Origin of the sequence: Pseudomonas antarctica, from assembly GCF_900624995.1 — a bacterium.
GTDB classification, from domain to species: Bacteria; Pseudomonadota; Gammaproteobacteria; order Pseudomonadales; family Pseudomonadaceae; genus Aquipseudomonas; species Aquipseudomonas antarctica.
On the sequence record NZ_UYXQ01000095.1, the window covers coordinates 1 to 15,537 of the forward strand.

At 60.6% G+C, this 15,537-nt stretch carries 16 protein-coding genes and 4 pseudogenes; 10 read left to right on the plus strand and 10 right to left on the minus strand.

Going from position 1 to position 15,537, the window contains the following annotated elements; all coding sequences use genetic code 11:
* Window positions 1-203 (plus strand): annotated as a pseudogene (locus E0F99_RS24205) (hypothetical protein); the annotation flags it as partial.
* Window positions 204-509: 306 nt separating this feature from the next.
* Window positions 510-1,823 (plus strand): annotated as a pseudogene (locus E0F99_RS24210) (NAD(P)/FAD-dependent oxidoreductase).
* A 7-nt stretch (window positions 1,824-1,830) separates the two neighbouring features.
* On the opposite strand, the gene E0F99_RS24215 reads toward E0F99_RS24210, so the two are convergent.
* On the minus strand, window positions 1,831-2,337 hold the full coding sequence (locus E0F99_RS24215; RefSeq protein WP_083358585.1) for a GNAT family N-acetyltransferase: 507 nt from the start codon (window positions 2,335-2,337) through the stop codon (window positions 1,831-1,833).
* 30 nt (window positions 2,338-2,367) lie between these two features.
* A complete protein-coding gene (locus E0F99_RS24220; protein WP_083358586.1) occupies window positions 2,368-2,805 on the minus strand; it encodes a hypothetical protein in 438 nt (145 codons plus the stop codon).
* 157 nt (window positions 2,806-2,962) lie between these two features.
* Here E0F99_RS24220 and E0F99_RS24225 point away from each other — a divergent pair, with 157 nt between their 5' ends.
* Window positions 2,963-3,526, plus strand: a complete 564-nt coding sequence (locus E0F99_RS24225; protein ID WP_083358587.1) for a cysteine hydrolase family protein — start codon at window positions 2,963-2,965, stop codon at window positions 3,524-3,526.
* 1 nt (window position 3,527) lies between these two features.
* Window positions 3,528-3,638: pseudogene (locus E0F99_RS31285) on the plus strand (FAD-dependent oxidoreductase); the annotation flags it as partial.
* Between the two features lie 29 nt (window positions 3,639-3,667).
* Here the strand turns inward: E0F99_RS31285 and E0F99_RS24235 are convergent.
* From E0F99_RS24235 to E0F99_RS24245, 3 genes and pseudogenes are all read right to left on the minus strand, one after another.
* Window positions 3,668-4,132 (minus strand): NUDIX hydrolase, encoded by a 465-nt coding sequence (locus tag E0F99_RS24235; protein ID WP_083358588.1) that lies wholly within the window; start codon window positions 4,130-4,132, stop codon window positions 3,668-3,670.
* Window positions 4,125-4,580: a bleomycin resistance protein gene (locus tag E0F99_RS24240; RefSeq protein ID WP_083358589.1), complete on the minus strand. Its 456-nt coding sequence runs from the start codon at window positions 4,578-4,580 to the stop codon at window positions 4,125-4,127. The genes E0F99_RS24235 and E0F99_RS24240 overlap by 8 nt, the downstream gene beginning before the upstream one ends.
* Window positions 4,581-4,600: 20 nt before the next feature.
* Window positions 4,601-4,954 (minus strand): annotated as a pseudogene (locus tag E0F99_RS24245) (HIT family protein); the annotation flags it as partial.
* Window positions 4,955-5,824: 870 nt separating this feature from the next.
* Here E0F99_RS24245 and E0F99_RS24250 point away from each other — a divergent pair.
* Both E0F99_RS24250 and E0F99_RS24255 read left to right on the plus strand, forming a co-directional pair.
* Entirely contained in the window at window positions 5,825-7,177 is a 1,353-nt protein-coding gene (locus E0F99_RS24250; protein WP_083358590.1) for a PBS lyase, read from the plus strand.
* Window positions 7,178-7,429 (plus strand): hypothetical protein, encoded by a 252-nt coding sequence (locus tag E0F99_RS24255; protein ID WP_130908966.1) that lies wholly within the window; start codon window positions 7,178-7,180, stop codon window positions 7,427-7,429.
* Window positions 7,430-7,445: 16 nt separating this feature from the next.
* Here the strand turns inward: E0F99_RS24255 and E0F99_RS24260 are convergent, their stop codons facing one another.
* The gene (locus E0F99_RS24260) at window positions 7,446-8,921 is read right to left on the minus strand and encodes an FAD-dependent oxidoreductase (RefSeq protein ID WP_083358592.1); all 1,476 of its coding nucleotides are present in this window, start codon (window positions 8,919-8,921) and stop codon (window positions 7,446-7,448) included.
* A 79-nt stretch (window positions 8,922-9,000) separates the two neighbouring features.
* Between E0F99_RS24260 and E0F99_RS24265 the strand changes: the two genes are divergently transcribed.
* Window positions 9,001-9,468 (plus strand): MarR family winged helix-turn-helix transcriptional regulator, encoded by a 468-nt coding sequence (locus tag E0F99_RS24265; RefSeq protein ID WP_083358593.1) that lies wholly within the window; start codon window positions 9,001-9,003, stop codon window positions 9,466-9,468.
* 93 nt (window positions 9,469-9,561) lie between these two features.
* Here the strand turns inward: E0F99_RS24265 and E0F99_RS24270 are convergent, their stop codons facing one another.
* From E0F99_RS24270 to E0F99_RS24280, 3 genes are read right to left on the minus strand one after another with little or no spacing between them, the layout of a single operon-like run.
* Window positions 9,562-10,332, minus strand: a complete 771-nt coding sequence (locus tag E0F99_RS24270) for a nucleotidyltransferase domain-containing protein (protein ID WP_083358594.1) — start codon at window positions 10,330-10,332, stop codon at window positions 9,562-9,564.
* Complete coding sequence (locus tag E0F99_RS24275; protein ID WP_130908967.1) at window positions 10,329-10,808, minus strand: P-loop nucleotide/nucleoside kinase family protein; 480 nt, start codon at window positions 10,806-10,808, stop codon at window positions 10,329-10,331. Before E0F99_RS24275 ends, E0F99_RS24270 begins: the two co-directional genes overlap by 4 nt.
* Before the next feature lie 41 nt (window positions 10,809-10,849).
* Window positions 10,850-11,878 (minus strand): apurinic/apyrimidinic endonuclease family protein, encoded by a 1,029-nt coding sequence (locus E0F99_RS24280; protein WP_083358596.1) that lies wholly within the window; start codon window positions 11,876-11,878, stop codon window positions 10,850-10,852.
* 169 nt (window positions 11,879-12,047) lie between these two features.
* Between E0F99_RS24280 and E0F99_RS24285 the strand changes: the two genes are divergently transcribed.
* Together E0F99_RS24285 and E0F99_RS24290 are read left to right on the plus strand one after the other, a co-directional pair.
* Entirely contained in the window at window positions 12,048-12,470 is a 423-nt protein-coding gene (locus E0F99_RS24285) for a DUF2231 domain-containing protein (RefSeq protein ID WP_130908969.1), read from the plus strand.
* On the plus strand, window positions 12,467-13,759 hold the full coding sequence (locus tag E0F99_RS24290; protein WP_083358598.1) for a PQQ-dependent sugar dehydrogenase: 1,293 nt from the start codon (window positions 12,467-12,469) through the stop codon (window positions 13,757-13,759). Before E0F99_RS24285 ends, E0F99_RS24290 begins: the two co-directional genes overlap by 4 nt.
* A 31-nt stretch (window positions 13,760-13,790) precedes the next feature.
* On the opposite strand, the gene E0F99_RS24295 is transcribed toward E0F99_RS24290, so the two are convergent.
* A complete protein-coding gene (locus E0F99_RS24295) occupies window positions 13,791-14,699 on the minus strand; it encodes a LysR substrate-binding domain-containing protein (protein ID WP_083358599.1) in 909 nt (302 codons plus the stop codon).
* Window positions 14,700-14,791: 92 nt separating this feature from the next.
* On the opposite strand from E0F99_RS24295, the gene E0F99_RS24300 reads away from it, so the two are divergent.
* The coding region (locus E0F99_RS24300) for an EamA/RhaT family transporter (protein WP_130908968.1) at window positions 14,792-15,537 on the plus strand (746 nt) is incomplete at its 3' end.

A 15,537-nucleotide genomic window follows, 5' to 3' on the forward strand; every position in this document is an offset into this window, starting at 1 on the left:
ACACCAATGCCCTCACCCTTTCCCCACCCGACGCGCTTCCGGTCTGGTCGGCCGTGCGCCTGGTACCGGGTGTGTTGATCACCGCGTCGGAGCTCGAGTACGTGCGTTCCGGTGGGCGTGCGGCGCGGGAAGATCTGGTGGAGCGGTTGAAGGCCGCAGGTGTGGGCCATACCAGCAGCCTGTATCGCGCAAGCGTGGTGTGAACGGTCGTTGTGTCGATGCGCTGATTGTTTAACACAGCCATACCTGAAGGTTCACAAACGACGATTGAACGCACCTGCGCACGATGGGAGCATCGGCGACCATGATTTCGCGTCCATGCTTGATCCGTCGTCACCTGCTCCCCTCCTTCGCGAAGGTGCAGGCGCGTGCCTGCGAAAATCCTCTGTTCAATATCATCCTGGCCTTCTGGGCGCTGTGGCATTGCCGTCATGCGCGCCCGCCCGATGCGCGCTTCTGATCAAGTCGAAATTGCCTGCCCGGCATTCATTTATCAGAAGGATCATCCCATGACCGCCGCTATGCGCCCTGTCATCGGTGCTGCCCAGCGCAGCGCTTCGTATTACACCGCCAGCCTCAACGACACCACCCAGTACCCAACGTTGCAAGGCCAGGTCAGCGTTGACGTGGTGATTATCGGGGGCGGTTTTACCGGCGTTGCCAGCGCCGTCGAGTTGGCTGAACGCGGGCTCAAGGTCGCGATTGTCGAGACTCACCGTATCGGCTGGGGCGCCAGCGGGCGCAATGGCGGGCAAGTCACCGGCAGCCTGTCGGGCGACGAGGCCATGCGCGCGCAAATGCGCAGCCGCCTGGGCGATGAGGTGGACGATTTTATCTGGCACCTGCGCTGGCGCGGCCACGGCATCATCGAGCAACGCGTCAGCAAGTACGCGATTGACTGCGACCTCAAGCACGGCCACTTGCATGCCGCGATGAAACCCTCGCACATGACCGAGCTGCGCGCCTTTCACGATGAAGCGCAACGGCGTGGCATGGGCGATCAGGTCAGCCTGCTCGATGAGGCCGCTGTGCGCCAGCATCTGGACAGCCCGCTGTACCTCGGCGCCCTGAAAAACACACGCAACCTGCACCTGCATCCGCTCAACCTGTGCCTGGGCGAAGCGCGCGCGGCGCACAGCCTGGGCGCGTTGATTTACGAGAACTCCGAGGTGCTGGAAATCGTGCATGGCGACAGGCCTGCCGTGATCACAGCCTTCGGCCGCATCGACGCACGCCAGGTGCTGCTGGCCGGCGACGTGTACCACAAGCTCGAAGCCAAACAGCTCAAGGGCAAAATTTTCCCGGCCATGGGCGGCATCGTCACCACCGCGCCGCTAGGCGAACTGGCACGCCAGATCAACCCGCACGACCTGGCGGTGTACGACTGCCGGTTTGTGCTCGATTACTACCGCCTGACCGGCGATGGTCGATTGCTCTTCGGTGGCGGCGCCAACTATTCCGGGCGCGATTCACGCGACATCGCAGCGGAGTTGCGCCCGTGCATCGAACGCACATTCCCGGCGCTGAAGGGCGTGGACATCGAGTTCCAATGGAGCTGTGCGATGGGCATTGTGATGAATCGCATCCCGCAGTTGGGCAAGCTGTCGGACAACGTCTGGTACTGCCAGGGTTACTCCGGGCACGGCATCGCCACCAGCCACATCATGGGCTAAATCATGGCGCAGGCGCTGACCGGCACCCTGGAACAGTTCGACACTTTTGCCGGGTGCAAACACATCAAGGTGCCGCTGGGCGACGTGTTCGGCAACCCGATGCTGGCCGTGGGGATGTGGTACTACCAGATGCTCGAGAAGCTGCGTTGACGGGCAGTCAAACGGCGCGCCACGCCATGGCGCACCGGCTATCCGGTTCAAAGCCATGGGCATATTCGTCTGCCAGAATGTCTGCCAGGCGCTGATTCACTTCAGGTTTAAACCCTAAGCGACTGTAGAACGGCGCATTCCACGGCACGTGCTTGAAGGTCGTCAAGGTCACCGAATGCAACGGGGTTGAGCGCGCAGACTCCATCGCGGTTTCGACCAGCTTGCGCCCCCAGCCCTGGCCCTGCATTGCTTGCGCGACCGATACTTCATGAATATGCAGTGCGTCGCCCTGGCGCTCTGCGCTGAGGAAACCTTGAGGCTGAGCGTCAGCGTCGACGACCACCCAACAGGTTGACAGCGCGATCAACTGCCGGTGACGCTCGACACTCATCGTGACGGTGTCCGCCAGCCAGCTCAAGCCATCGAGCGCACGGAATACTTGAGCTGCGCTCAGTTCGATACGAGGCAATAGAGGCGCGTCATCGGGTAGAGCAATTCGAATGCGGGCAGGCATGAGGCATGAACTCGGGTTGGCGCAGAAAGTTTAATGATCACATTCAAATTGCTCAAACCCCAAACGACTGAAAGGCAACCAGAAATCCTCGCCTTCGTCGCCGCGAATGAGGTGCCAATCGAAGCCCGGACTCTTGCCGATGGTGTAGCTGGGATGAGGGTTATCGAGGTCAATATGAATCGAGAATACGAACAACGCAGACTCAGACGACGCCTGGGCCCGGCACACCTGCATCCACTCGGCCATGTAGGTTTCACAATGCGCCTCGGCGAACCGCAATACCGCAGGCAAATCATCCCAAGCCGCCTGAACCAAGCCCTGCACAGCCGCGAGCCGCACGCGCAGCGGCTCACTCTCACGGTGCTCGACGTAGATCAGTCGCGTACCAAACTGAAATTCGCACTGTGCGACACCGGGTCGTACGCACCAGTGGCCAAGCATGGATTCGCTCAATAGATCGATGTTCATCAACGTACGACTCCCCCTGGAGAGCACTCCAAAAGCGCGCTTACTAAGATTCGGCGCAGCAGTTTAAAGGCAAACGGCAGCGGCTTTCGAACAAATCCCTGTTTGGGTGTACGCAAGGGCTGATATGTTTCGCCTCTGATCAGCAAAAGGACATGCCATGGAACCGTTAGCGACAAATGCAGCGCTGGTGATCATCGACATGCAGCAAGGCATGAACGACCCGAACCTTGGGCGTCGCAACAACCCGGATGCCGAACGGCACATCCAGCAGCTTCTGAACGCCTGGCGGCAGTCTCAACGCCCGGTCATCCATGTGCGACACATATCACGCACGCCCGGCTCGGTATTTTGGCCGGGCCAATCAGGCTGTGAATTCCAGCAGGCGCTGGCGCCGCTCAAACATGAGCACGTGGTGGAAAAAAACGTCCCGGATGCGTTTGCCGCTACCGGCCTGGAACGCTGGCTGCACATGCGTTCGATCAAGCAACTGGTGATCGCTGGGGTGATCACCAATAACTCCGTGGAATCTACGGCGCGTTCCGGCGGCAACTTGGGCTTTGACGTGATCGTGGCCGGGGACGCCTGCTACACCTTTGATCAAACCGACTTGTCGGGGCGGCTCTGGCCTGCCGAGGATGTGCATGCACTGTCCCTGAGCAACCTGGCGATGGACTACGCCAGGGTCGTCGACACGGCCGAACTGTTGGCGGATGGCGATTGAGATGGCACACGGCACCGGCCCACACATTGTGGTCATCGGCGCAGGCATAGTCGGTGCTTCGCTGGCCTATCACTTGGCAAGTAAAGGCACGAAGGTCGGTGGGGTAGACGCGAATGCAGCCCTAGCGGCCCGCGCGTTTTCTCAACACGCGGCAGCGTCAAACACACCCGCGTCCACCAGTATTTGAGACAGGTCCTGCGGCCATACCGTATCGGTGGTTGAGCGCAATTGGTCTGCGGTCCACCAATGGTGATCGGCCATGACCAAGGCCTCTTCCTGCGTCCATTCGTCTCTTGAAAGCACGGTATTGGGCGCCTGCACGACAAAGAACTGCTCAATCGCCAACACGGTTTCGCCACTGGGCAGCATCAGCGCAAAACTGCGCTCTGCCACAGAGGCTTGAACGGCGCTGAGCACAATCCCGGTCTCCTCGCGCAACTCACGCAGGGCCGCCGCGTGAAAGCTTTCGCCCTCCTCGACGCCGCCACCCGGCGTGGCCCAGTAATTTTTGCCCGCCAGCGCGCCATCTTTATGCACGAACCTGAACAGCAGGACGTCGCCAGCGGGGTTGATCACCAGTAATCGGGAAGCCTTTCGTTCACGCATTTGACGTTGTTCCTTTTTGAAAAGCGCTATTCGCGCGCTCACCCAGCCGCTCAACCAGCCGCACCAGATAACCATCCGGGTCCTGCACCAGGAACTCGCGCTGGCCGACCTCGACCTCGCCCGCCCTGTACCATACGTCCTTGCTTGCCTTGAACAAGGGATACGCCGCCGCGCCAAGCCGCTGAATAACCGGGAGTACGGCCGCAACGTCGATTTGCAGGTTCATACCGCGCCCAAACGGCCGCTCCAGCGCGCCGGTTTGCCATTGATTGGCGAGCGGGTCGACTTGCTCAAGCATCACCTGCGCGCCCTCCAGATCGAGGTAGGCGAACCCGTCCTCCAGGCGTTGATAGGCAACCTTGAACCCCAGGAACGCCACCCAGAATTCCAGGCTCTTATTCAGGTCCGTGACCATCAGTTCTGGGACCAGTTTATTGCGTTGCATCATGCGCGTGCTTCCATTGCGGGTTAACGGCTGATCAACGTTGCGAGTTTCTTACGCAAATCGCCGTGCTGTTCTTCTGCATAAGGTGTAGCGGTTTTCCAGTCGTAGAACCAAGCGGGCATCTTGCGTTTGTCATCCGGTTCCGAGGCGTAGCGAGGGAATATATGGCAGTGCAGCTCCGGCTCAGCATTACCCAGAATCTCGTAGTTCATGCGCAGTGCGCCGGTCGCCTCTAGCACGGCGTCGCCCAGGCGGGCCATGTCGAGCAGGTAGGTTGCCCTGGCGTCGCTGTCCAGGTCATTCAAGCTGGCTACCACGGGGTCGGGCAGCAGCAGGCAGTAACCCGGCAGAAACTGCACGTCGCCCATCACTGTATAGGTATCGACGCAACTCTTTGTGTGGCGCTGAGCCTGTGATCGGGTTAGGTAGATTGAGTACATATCCGTTACTGCGGTAACGGCGGCTTAGGGTTTCGCTCTTACAGCCAGCCCTTTCAAGGTCTTTGGAAAAAGCCTCAAAAAATGATCATTTTTTGACCAAAAGAGATGTTAACTGAACCAAATTCAACTCGTTTTTTTCTTAATTTCAGCCTGGAATTGGCGTAGGACGCGATTTAGGCAAAGACCTTGAAAGGGCTGGCTCTTACAGCGAGTCACTTTTTTACAAACACCTAAAAAAGTAACCAAAAAACGCTTTGCCCCACCACTCGGTGCCTCGCCTCGGCTCGGCATGCCAGAACGAAGGCTTGAATCCGTAGGCCGCCGCGATGGGCCATCCTTGGCCCAGCGCGGCGGCCCACGCTCCAAAGCCGGAGTGAGGGCACACCGAGCCTAGGCGAGGCACCGAGTGGTGGGGCAATAGCCCTTTGGTTACTTTGGGGCTTTTCCAAAGTGACCCGCTGTAAGAGCAGAACCAATTTCAGCCATCACCCAAAAAACGGATATGTACCCAGCGGCCCCGTAATAACCACACTGCTCAACCCGTAAAAAGATGTGTAAATGCCTATGCCCATCACTGCCCAGCCTGACGCCATACGGCAAATGACTTTATCGTTGGCGCCGCTACGGGCCAACGCGACGCGTTGCGTAATCAGAGACATGGTTATCCTTAATGGCAATGAAAGTGCCGACGACATATTAGCCACGTTTCAGACGGGTTGGCGGCGCAAGTCGTCGCGTGAAGCAGGTTAGATCATCAGGTACAGTGTCAAACACCTACACGGTATCAATGCACAGAAGGGATTTCGCGTGAGTACTCCACAGGACTGGCTGACGAGGCTGCAGAACCGACAAGTGCCAGTACTCTCTTGGTCGGATCATTGGCGCAATGAAGCGTTAGCGTTGCTCGCGGACGCCGAGAGCACGGGTAATTGGGTGGAACTCAGTCGTTATCACAACGGTTTCATTCGCGAAGTCGCTGTTCGTGAGCTGTGCCGCCAGTCATCCCCAGAAGCCTTAGCGGCGCTGACTGAACGCCTGAACGATTGGGTGCCACAGGTCAGGGATCTGGCCAGAGCCGGGTTGGACCCTTACCTGTGCTCGCCTCAGGCCACAGCCTTGCTGTATGTTCTGGAACCCGTGATGGCCTTGGCCGCGTGCCAGCGAGTTGATCATTCGCCAACACTTGTCGCTATCCGTGCGGTGCTGCAATCGCCTGACGCCCATGATCAGGTCTACGCGCACTTCCTTACGCAGCAAGGTAAAGCGGCGCGTTACCTGTTTACGCTATTACTCGAAAAAACCTGCGACCCAACCGTACTCCTGCGCGCGGCCCTCGCCCACCGGGAGCTGACTACCCGGTTGCAGGCCGTATCAGCCTGCAAGTCGCTCCCCGCTGAAATAGCCCGGCCATTGCTACTTGAAGCGTTGTCACGACCGGGTGCCAAAGTACGCGTTTGTGTGCTGCACGCGTTACTGCCTATGCTCACCGACCCGAAACCGGTACTGCGTGACGCCTTACTCGATGCATCTGCAGCGATACGCAACCTCGCGCGCTGGGCGGCTACCCGCTACGGTATTGATCCCAACGTTGTCTTAAACGACCGATTAACACAGGCGCTGCCCAGCGCAAAGCACGATTGGCTCGGCGTCCTTGGCCTCGCAGCGGAATTGGGCACAGTGCTTACCGCGCCCTGGAGCACCCAGGCGCTGGAGTCTGACTACGCTACGGTCCGGCAAGCCGCCATTCACCTGTTGCAAGACGACTCACTGGGTATCTTTCTTGCCGCGCTTGAAGACCCATCGGACAGGGTCTTCAAAGCGGCCATCGCTAAACTGAACAAGCAGCCTTGGGCCAGCGTGAACGACCCATTGAGCGCAAAACTGGACAGCGATTGGCACTCACTGTCGGCGCCACACCGCAACGCAATCTTTGAGCTGTTCCCCCGTTGGCAACAAATAGCCTACCTATTGAAGCGGCTGGACTGCGAACACGTGGTGCAGGCGTATTGGCTACGCCATGTGCATGAGTGGATTGACCGCCAATACCTGATAGTCGACCCGGTCACGTCCAGGACCGACCGCAGCGCATTGGTGAATACGCTGCATGCCTTGGCCGCAAGCGGTCTTATCACTGCCGGCCAACTTGCCCGTGTTACCTGAATGAGCACACGCATCATGCGAATAACCTGCCTTCACACCGCAGCCAGCAACATCGCGGTACTTGAGGCAGCGGCCCATGTGCTGGGTAAGCAGACAAGCGCTTGTGGCGAGCGGGCTATGGCGTCATTCGAAATTTGTGTAGATACCGATGCATCCATGGCGGGCGCCACCACGCTTGTCACCGCCGGCACGCCGCCGCTGAACAGTGCAATAGCCGGGCTGAAAGCCGCTGCAAAAGCCGCTGAACGTTGAGGCGACGGGCGCGTTTTCAGACCGGATGTAGCCCTACCTGCAACAGGTAGCCCTCCAATCTTTCGACATCTGCTGACGCAACAACCGCACCGATGTAGCCATCCGGACGCACCAACACCCACTCGCCAATCGCCAGTGCGTAGGCGTCCTGAAACTGCCCCAGCTCATCCACCCTCTCAGCGTGCGCGCCAATGTAATGAACCTGCAGCCCTGCCCGAGGCAAGACGCTGCCCGGCGCGACGCCATAGCCCAGCAGTGTCCAATGCGTGCCCTTGAACACATCAAACAACCGCACCGATTGCCCGGCAGCACCGCGCAGTTTTGCGTCCGGCGCGCGGTGACCCGCATTCCCCAGTGTAAGTGACGAGTGCGGGTAGCCGATATCCAGCTGATGCACTTCCCGGCCCCGGCGCATGTCGCCGCGTTGCAGGTTGTCGAGCAGTTGGGTCGACAAACCCAACACCGAAGCCGCGACCGGGCGCCGCTCTTCTTCGTAGCTGTCGAGCAACGGTTGCGGTGCACCGTTGGCCACCGCTGCCAGTTTCCAACCCAGGTTGTAGGCATCCTGCACGCTGGTATTGAGGCCCTGGCCACCCGTCGGCGGATGAATATGCGCGGCGTCACCCACCAGGAACACCTGCCCGACACGGTAGTGATCGGCCAACCGCGCGTTCATCGTGTAGGCCGAGGCCCAGGACACCGCGTGCACCTGGATGTCATCGCGCCCGGTGCGGCTGGCGATGAATGCCGTCAACCCTTCGGCACCCAGATCAATGTCGACGTCCAGCGGGATCGGCGCCTGAATCTGGAACAGCTCGGTGCCGGCCAGTGGGCACACTGCGATCTGGCGTTGCAGGTCGCCATCACCAAAACGGTGCCAGCAGTCCGGCGTAAGGCCCGACAGTTGCACATCCGCCACCAGCGCACGCACACCCAGGGTCTTGCCGGGGAAGCCGACATCCAGCGCATGCCGCACAAAGCTGCGGCCACCATCCGCGCCGACCAGCCAGCGCACACGCACAGCCTGCGTGCCGGCAGTGTCGGTCAGCTGCGCGGTGACACCGTCAGCATCCTGCTGGAACGCCACCAACTCGCAACCAAACTGCGGCCGATGCCCCAGTTCGAGCAGGCGCTCGCGCATCACCCGCTCGGTGAGAAATTGCGGCACCATCAACGGCTGTTGATAGGGCTCGGCCGCTGTCGGCACGTTGTGTTCGATGGAATGGGCCTCGCTGACACTGCCATCGTCGCGGTAGCGCCGTTCAGTCGGATAGACTCCACCCACAGCGAACAGGCGATCCAGAATCCCAAGGTCTTCGAACACTTCCTGAGACCTTGGCTGAATGCCCTTGCCGCGCGAACCGTGGAACGGCTCCGGGCTTTTCTCGATCAGGCGGAAGCGGATGCCGCGCCTGGCCAATTCAATCGCCAGGGTCAGGCCGGCCGCACCGGCACCGCAAATCAGGACATCGACAGCGTATTGCTCGTTCATACGGCTCACCTATATGTGCAATACGCACATATTATGACGGAGAAACACAGTGTCAACAAAAAGCGTGCAAAACGCACACATGAGCGCACAACTGCGTGACTTGCATAGCTCGCTGGTGGAAATTGTCGGGGTGATGAACCGCCCGCAGCGCGACGAAGCCATGGTGCGCGAGGCCGGCATTTCCCTGGACCGTGCGCTGTTTCCGCTGCTGGTGCTGGTTGAGCGCCTCGGCCCGATTGGCGTGGTCGAACTGGCCGACCGCGTGGGCCGCGACTACACCACCGTGAGCCGCCAAGTCGCGAAACTGGAAAGCCTCGGCCTGATCCTGCGCCAGGAAAGCGCGGCGGACCGCCGCGTACGCGAGTCGGTGATCACCGAAAAAGGCAAGGCCATGACCGACCGTGTGGATGACGCCCGCGAACGCATGGGCGTGTCGATCTTCTCGACTTGGGACGAAGGCGATTTCGACAACTTGGTGCGGCTGATGCGCAAGTTCGCGCAAGAGATCAAGGCAGACTCGGTACAGGCGACGAAAGACATCAGCTAAAAACGCTGCGCCTTACATCCTAAAGCGTGCTGCGCTGCAACGCCGCGATCTGTTGCCACATCGCCAACGGGTTGGAATCGATCTAATACCTGTCTATGCCTGCACTGAAACCATCCAGCTCACAAAGGCCTGCAGCCGCGCGAAAAACGCCTCGCGCTCGGCACTCGGGTTGCGCGCCTCAAACAGGAAGTAGGCGATCTGGATGCGCATGGTCGGGTAATGCTGCACAAACAACGCGACGTGCTCTTCGAGGGTTTGAGGCCAACCTGAGGCGTCGCCAGCGCGCAAAGTGTGGGTCGCCCGAATCAGCTTGCGCGCAGCCTCGCGTTGCAGGCATAGCCGCTCGGGCGCAGTGCCGGCCTGTTCGATGCGCGTGAGGTAAGCGCTCAGCACCGGTTCGAAGTCGCCATTGAGCGCCAGGGCGATGTCACGCGAGGGCGCAAACGGCTCGAAGCGCAGCGAGAGGTCATCGCCCCACAGGCAACGGCAGTGATGCTTGAGCCAGAAACCCCAGCGATTGCGGTTCTCGGGCGCCAGCACCTCGGCGCGGTGGCCGATATCGAAGTCGATCTTGGTCACCGCCTCGTGCCGTTGTTCCAGTGCCTGGCGCAGTTGTTCCAACGCTTCGAGTACTTGCGCGTCCGGCGGGTCAGTCAGTACCAGCGTCAGATCAAGGTCGGACTCGCCTGGGCTGGCATCGCCCCTGGCGACACTGCCGTAGAGATAAACGCTGTGCAGCCCCAGCCCTGCGGGTGACAGAGATGCGCGCACATCGGCCAGCAACGATTGGAATTCCGCTTGGATGGACGCATCGGCAACCGTCAGCACGCAACCTTTCACATCGACACCTTGAACGGCGCTCATGGGCGATGCACCTCAATCACCAAACCTTCGGCCTCACTCGGTACACAGAAGTGCCGGGTGATCAGGTCCAACTCGGCATCGGTTGCGGCAAAATCATGCTCGCCCAGGGCATTGCGCGCATGCAGGCGCGCGCGGCACGTGGCGTCGTCCAACTCGAGGTAGTGCAGGCGGTGCGGCACCTGAGCGGTCTGCGCCAGACCGAGCAACCATTCACGGTTGGCCAGTGTGTTAGCGGGAAAATCCAGCACCACGTTGACGCCCGATTGCAGCAGATTGCTCACCAGCGGCCCCAACACCCCGCGAACACGCTGGGCGCAGCGCAGATAATCGGCAACCGACAGGATCTCACCCGGATAGAGCTGCGCGAGCCAGTGGTCTTCGCTGAGCACGACGGCGGCGTGCTCGGCGGCCAGGGTTTTAGCCAGTGTGGACTTGCCGGAGGCGATCTTGCCGCACAGCAGATGCAGGGTTGGCATGGAGCGGTTCCTTATGTAGGGCCTTCAAGCCTGTCATTTTTTCAGGCCGAACGATGTTGCCAATACTCATAAAATGCCAGCGCCGCGAGGTTCTTGTCCTTGGCCTCGAGCATGATGTCGAAACGGTCGAGAAACTGCAGCGCATAATCATTGGTCCAGCAGTTCCACATCGCTGCACTGTGGGCGTACAGGTCGCGCTTGGAGACCACCTGCAACAGCGCATCCATTTCCAGCTTGTGCTCGGCGTCAAAACCCAGCGCTTGCAGGCTTTCCTGCGGCTGGGAGTAATGCATCGTCGGGCGCACGCCGCGCCAGCTGTCGATCACGCGGGCGACCCGCGGTGAGTCGGGGTCGATGTAGTCGCTTTCGTTGACCCAGCAATGGTGGATGTCCAGCACTACCGGCGCCAGGTCGGCCACTTGCAGGCAGTGGTCCAGGCCATAGGTCTTTTCGTCGTTCTCGAAAGTAATGCAGTTGCGCGCCACCTCGGACAGGCGTGACCACACGGCACGCGTGCCTTCAACGCCCAGGCGGCCGGCAATGTGCACGTTGCACTTGAGGTCTTGAAAGCGTCGGCCGTAACCCATCATGCGAATCATGTCGGCATGGTATTCGAACTCGGCCAGGCTGTTTTCTACCACGCCGGGGTTTTCCGAACCCAGCACGCAATATTGCCCAGGGTGGAAGGACACGCGAATGTCCGAGGCGCGCGCCAGATCACCGATAGCGGCAAAACCTTCGATCAACTGGCGCTCAATCGCGGGGTCCTTGTACACGTCAGCCACTTTCGGATGGCTATAAAACGGCAACAGGTCACTGCTCAGGCGCAGCATGCGCAAGGTTGGCGGCAGCTCGGCGACGTAGGCCAGCAGGCGCAATTGAGCCTCAAGATTATGCGTAACAATCTCAACCAGCTTGTCGCGGGCCACTGGTGGCGACACCCCCTCCATCCAACGCAATGTGGTGGTGCGCGGGTTGAACGGCCCCTCAATCAACTTCAAGGCGCTGGTGGAGAGCGAACGTTCGGAATGCTTGTACTGGCATACGAAGCCGATGCGAGGGTGGGTCATGGCAGGGCCTGGCTGAGACAAAAGTCTGGATGATACGGCGTTAGGCGCAGGCCTACCCAGTGAGTTCATAATATTTCGACACGAAAGGCAATGAACTTTCTGACAAATGCTGTGCTCCTCTCCTATGCGCCGCCCCGACCTCAGGGGCGTTGTACAACAAGGAGCCGCCATCACCATGACTACCCTTCCCGTCTACCGATACTCAACCCCGGGCCCGCTGCATGCGACCCTATTGGCCGGCACGGTGCCGCTGTTTCTCGGGGCCTTGCTCAGCGACATCGCCTACACCCAGACCTACCAGATTCAGTGGGCCAACTTCGCCTCCTGGCTGATCGCCGGTGCGCTGGTCTTCGGTGGGTTCGCCTTCGTGTTCGCGCTGGTCAATCTGGCCCGCGCCGAGCGCAAGGCGGGTCAACCCGTTGTGTATGTCCTGTTGCTATTGGCCACTTGGGGGCTGGGACTGGTCAATGCCTTCCAGCATGCCAAGGATGCGTACGCCGCCATGCCTGCAGGCCTGGTACTGTCGGTGATCGTCACGGTGCTGGCGCTTGCTGCCACCTGGACCGGGCTACGCAGCGCAGGTGCGAAATGAAAACGTCCAGTACATTGACCCTGCTCAGCACCGCCCTGTTGTTGGCCGCCTGTGGTGGTGAAGGCGACAAAACCCAGGCTCGCGGCCCCGATCCCAAATTACCCGAGCAACAAAGCAGCCTGTTGCCGAGCATGAAAATTGCCGAGCCCACCCCTTGGGGCGAGCAAAAACCCAAGGTGCCCGAAGGCTACAGCGTCACCGCCATCACCACCGACCTGGCCATCCCGCGCCAAACCCTGGTGTTGCCCAACGGCGACATCCTTGTCGCCGAAGGCCGTGGCGGCAGCGCGGCCAAGCTCAAGCCCAAGGACCTGATTGCCAGCGTGATCAAGGCCCAGGGCAACACCCAGGTCAAGGGCGGCAACCGCCTGACCCTGCTGCGCGATGCCGACGGTGACGGCACCTACGAACTGAAAACGGTGTTCGCCGACAACCTCAATGCCCCGTATGGATTGGCCTTTGCCGATGGCAAACTCTACGTCGCCAACCAGGACGCGCTGGTGCGCTTCGACTATGGCGACGGCCAGACCAAGGCCAGCGGCCCGCCGACCAAAATTACCGACCTGCCAGCGCAGATCAACCACCACTGGACCAAGTCCCTGGCCGTAAGCGAGGACGGGCGCCAGCTCTACGTGGGCATCGGCTCCAACAGCAACATCACCGAACGCGGTATGGAGGTGGAAATCGACCGGGCGATGGTCTGGCAGATTGACGCCGCCACCGGCGCGCACAAACCCTACGCCACCGGCATCCGCAACCCAACGGCACTGACCATCCAACCCGGCACCGGGCAAGTGTGGGCGGTGGCCAACGAACGCGACGAACTCGGCCCCGATCTCGTGCCCGACTACCTGACTTCGGTGCGCGAAGGCGCGTTCTACGGCTGGCCCTACAGCTACTGGGGCCAGAATGTCGACCCGCGCGCGCAACCGCAGAACCCGGCGAAAGTCGCCAGTGCGATCAAACCGGATTACAGCCTGGGCTCCCACGTTGCAGCGTTGGGTGTGGACTTCTCCATCCCTGCCCTGGGTGAGAAATTCGCCGACGGCGTGTTTGTCGGCGAGCACGGCAGCTGGAACCGCGACAACCCGGTGGGCTACAAAGTGATCTTCGTGCCCTTCAGCAATGGTAAACCGGCCGGCGAGCCCATCGACTTCGCCACCGGCTTTCGCGACGATGACGGCAAGACCCGTGGGCGCCCGGTGGGTGTGACGGTGGACCCTAAAGGTGCGCTGATCATCGCCGACGACTTGGCCAATACCATTTGGCGCGTGACGCGTAACCCATAGCCCTTGCAGCACAGGGGCGGTCGCGCCCCTGTCAGCCATCACCCTGCAATTGCGCTTCAAGCCAGGCCAGCAGCGCCACAACCTCGCTGCGCGGGCCTGTGCCTTGCTGCCTGTAGACCGAAATCGCCTCGGGCAAATGCACAGTCTCGGCGCAGGGTCTTACCAACGCCCCACTTTCAATCAAGCGGCTGGCGGTGCGACGCCAGCCCATGGCGATACCGTGCCCCTCCACAGCGGCTTGCAGCATCAGCGGGTAGCTGTCGAAAGTGGCACTGCGCGCATCCACGGCCAATACCTGACCAAACACTTGCAGCCATTCACCCCACTCCATCAAGTGCGGTGGCGCGGCGCTGTGGTGCAAAAACGTGTGGGTGCGCAATGCGCTGAGCGCCAGGGGTTGTACGGCGCTGAGATACGCAGGGCTGCAGACCGGAAACACCTCGTCAGACGCGGTGAACATCAAGGGGTGAGCGCCACTGGCACGCCGGGTACTTTGCAGGGCAACGTCGAAGTGGTCATTGAACTCAGTGAGCGGCCGGGTGGAGGTCACCACCTGGATTTCGATGTGCGGGTATTGCTGGTGAAACGTCGACAGGCGCGGCATCAACCAATAAAACGCCTCGCACAGCTGGCAGAGCAGGACCACACGACGGTGGTCAGTGGACGCGCGCAAACCCGCGGCGCCGTCACTGATGCTGTGCAGCGCATGGCTGACCACCTGCCCCAGTTCACGCCCTTCCTGGGTGAGGAAGACCGCGCGATTGCGCCGATAAAACAGCTTCACCCCCAGATTATCTTCCAGCCCGCGAATTTGCCGGCTGACAGCGGCCTGGGTGATGTGCAACTCATCCGCCGCCTTGGAGAAACTTTCCAGGCGGGCCGCCGCTTCAAACGGTAACAAGCTGGCGAGGGGCGGCAAGTTTTTGCCAAGCGTATTCATAAGCTGAGGTTATGCATCCTGGGTCGAGAACTCGTTTGTAGCACAGCCCTGTGGGTGTGCACCATTAATCCATTACCTCATGGATACCTCTGATGACCTCAACGCGAACCTCTGTTTTCACCGGTGTGCTACTGGCCAGTGTCGCCACACTGGGCTGGGCGCTGAACTTCATCGCCCCCTACGTCACCGGTGACTACAGCCTGTATGACCTGATGGCCGTACGGTTTCTGCTGGTCGGTGTGCTGGGCGTTTGCGGAATGATCCTGCGCCGCGCTCAACTGCGATTGCTCAGCCCAGGGCAATGCTGGCTCGCCGCAGCGCTTGGCGCATCCGGTTGCCTGGCGTACGGCGTGTGCATCGCCGCAGGCGTTATGTTTGGTGGCCCGGTATTGACGCCTGCCTGTGTCGGCATGGTGCCGGTGTTACTGGCCCTGGTCGGTAACGCCCGCAACAAGACAGTGCCCTGGCTTCGGCTGACGGCGCCGTTATTGTGCCTGACCGTAGGGCTCTTGCTTTCGAACATCAGCAGCCTGCACCAACCGGCCTTAAGTGCAGTTTCGTGGCTGGCCGGCCTGTTTTTTTCGTTGAGCGCGGTTGCCTTGTGGTTGGGGTTCAGCGTGGTTAACCAAAAACACCTGACAACCCTTCCTGCCCAAGCCACCGGCCTCTGGACCGCGTTGATGTTGGTGGGCGCCGGCGGCACTGCCGCCTGCCTGTTGCCGGTGCTCTATGCATTCGACCTGCTCCAGCTGCCAACCCTGGGATTTGGCCTCCCTCAGGCAGGTGCGCTGTATGCCTGGAGCCTGATCATCGCGGTGATGTCCACCTTGGCCGGGGC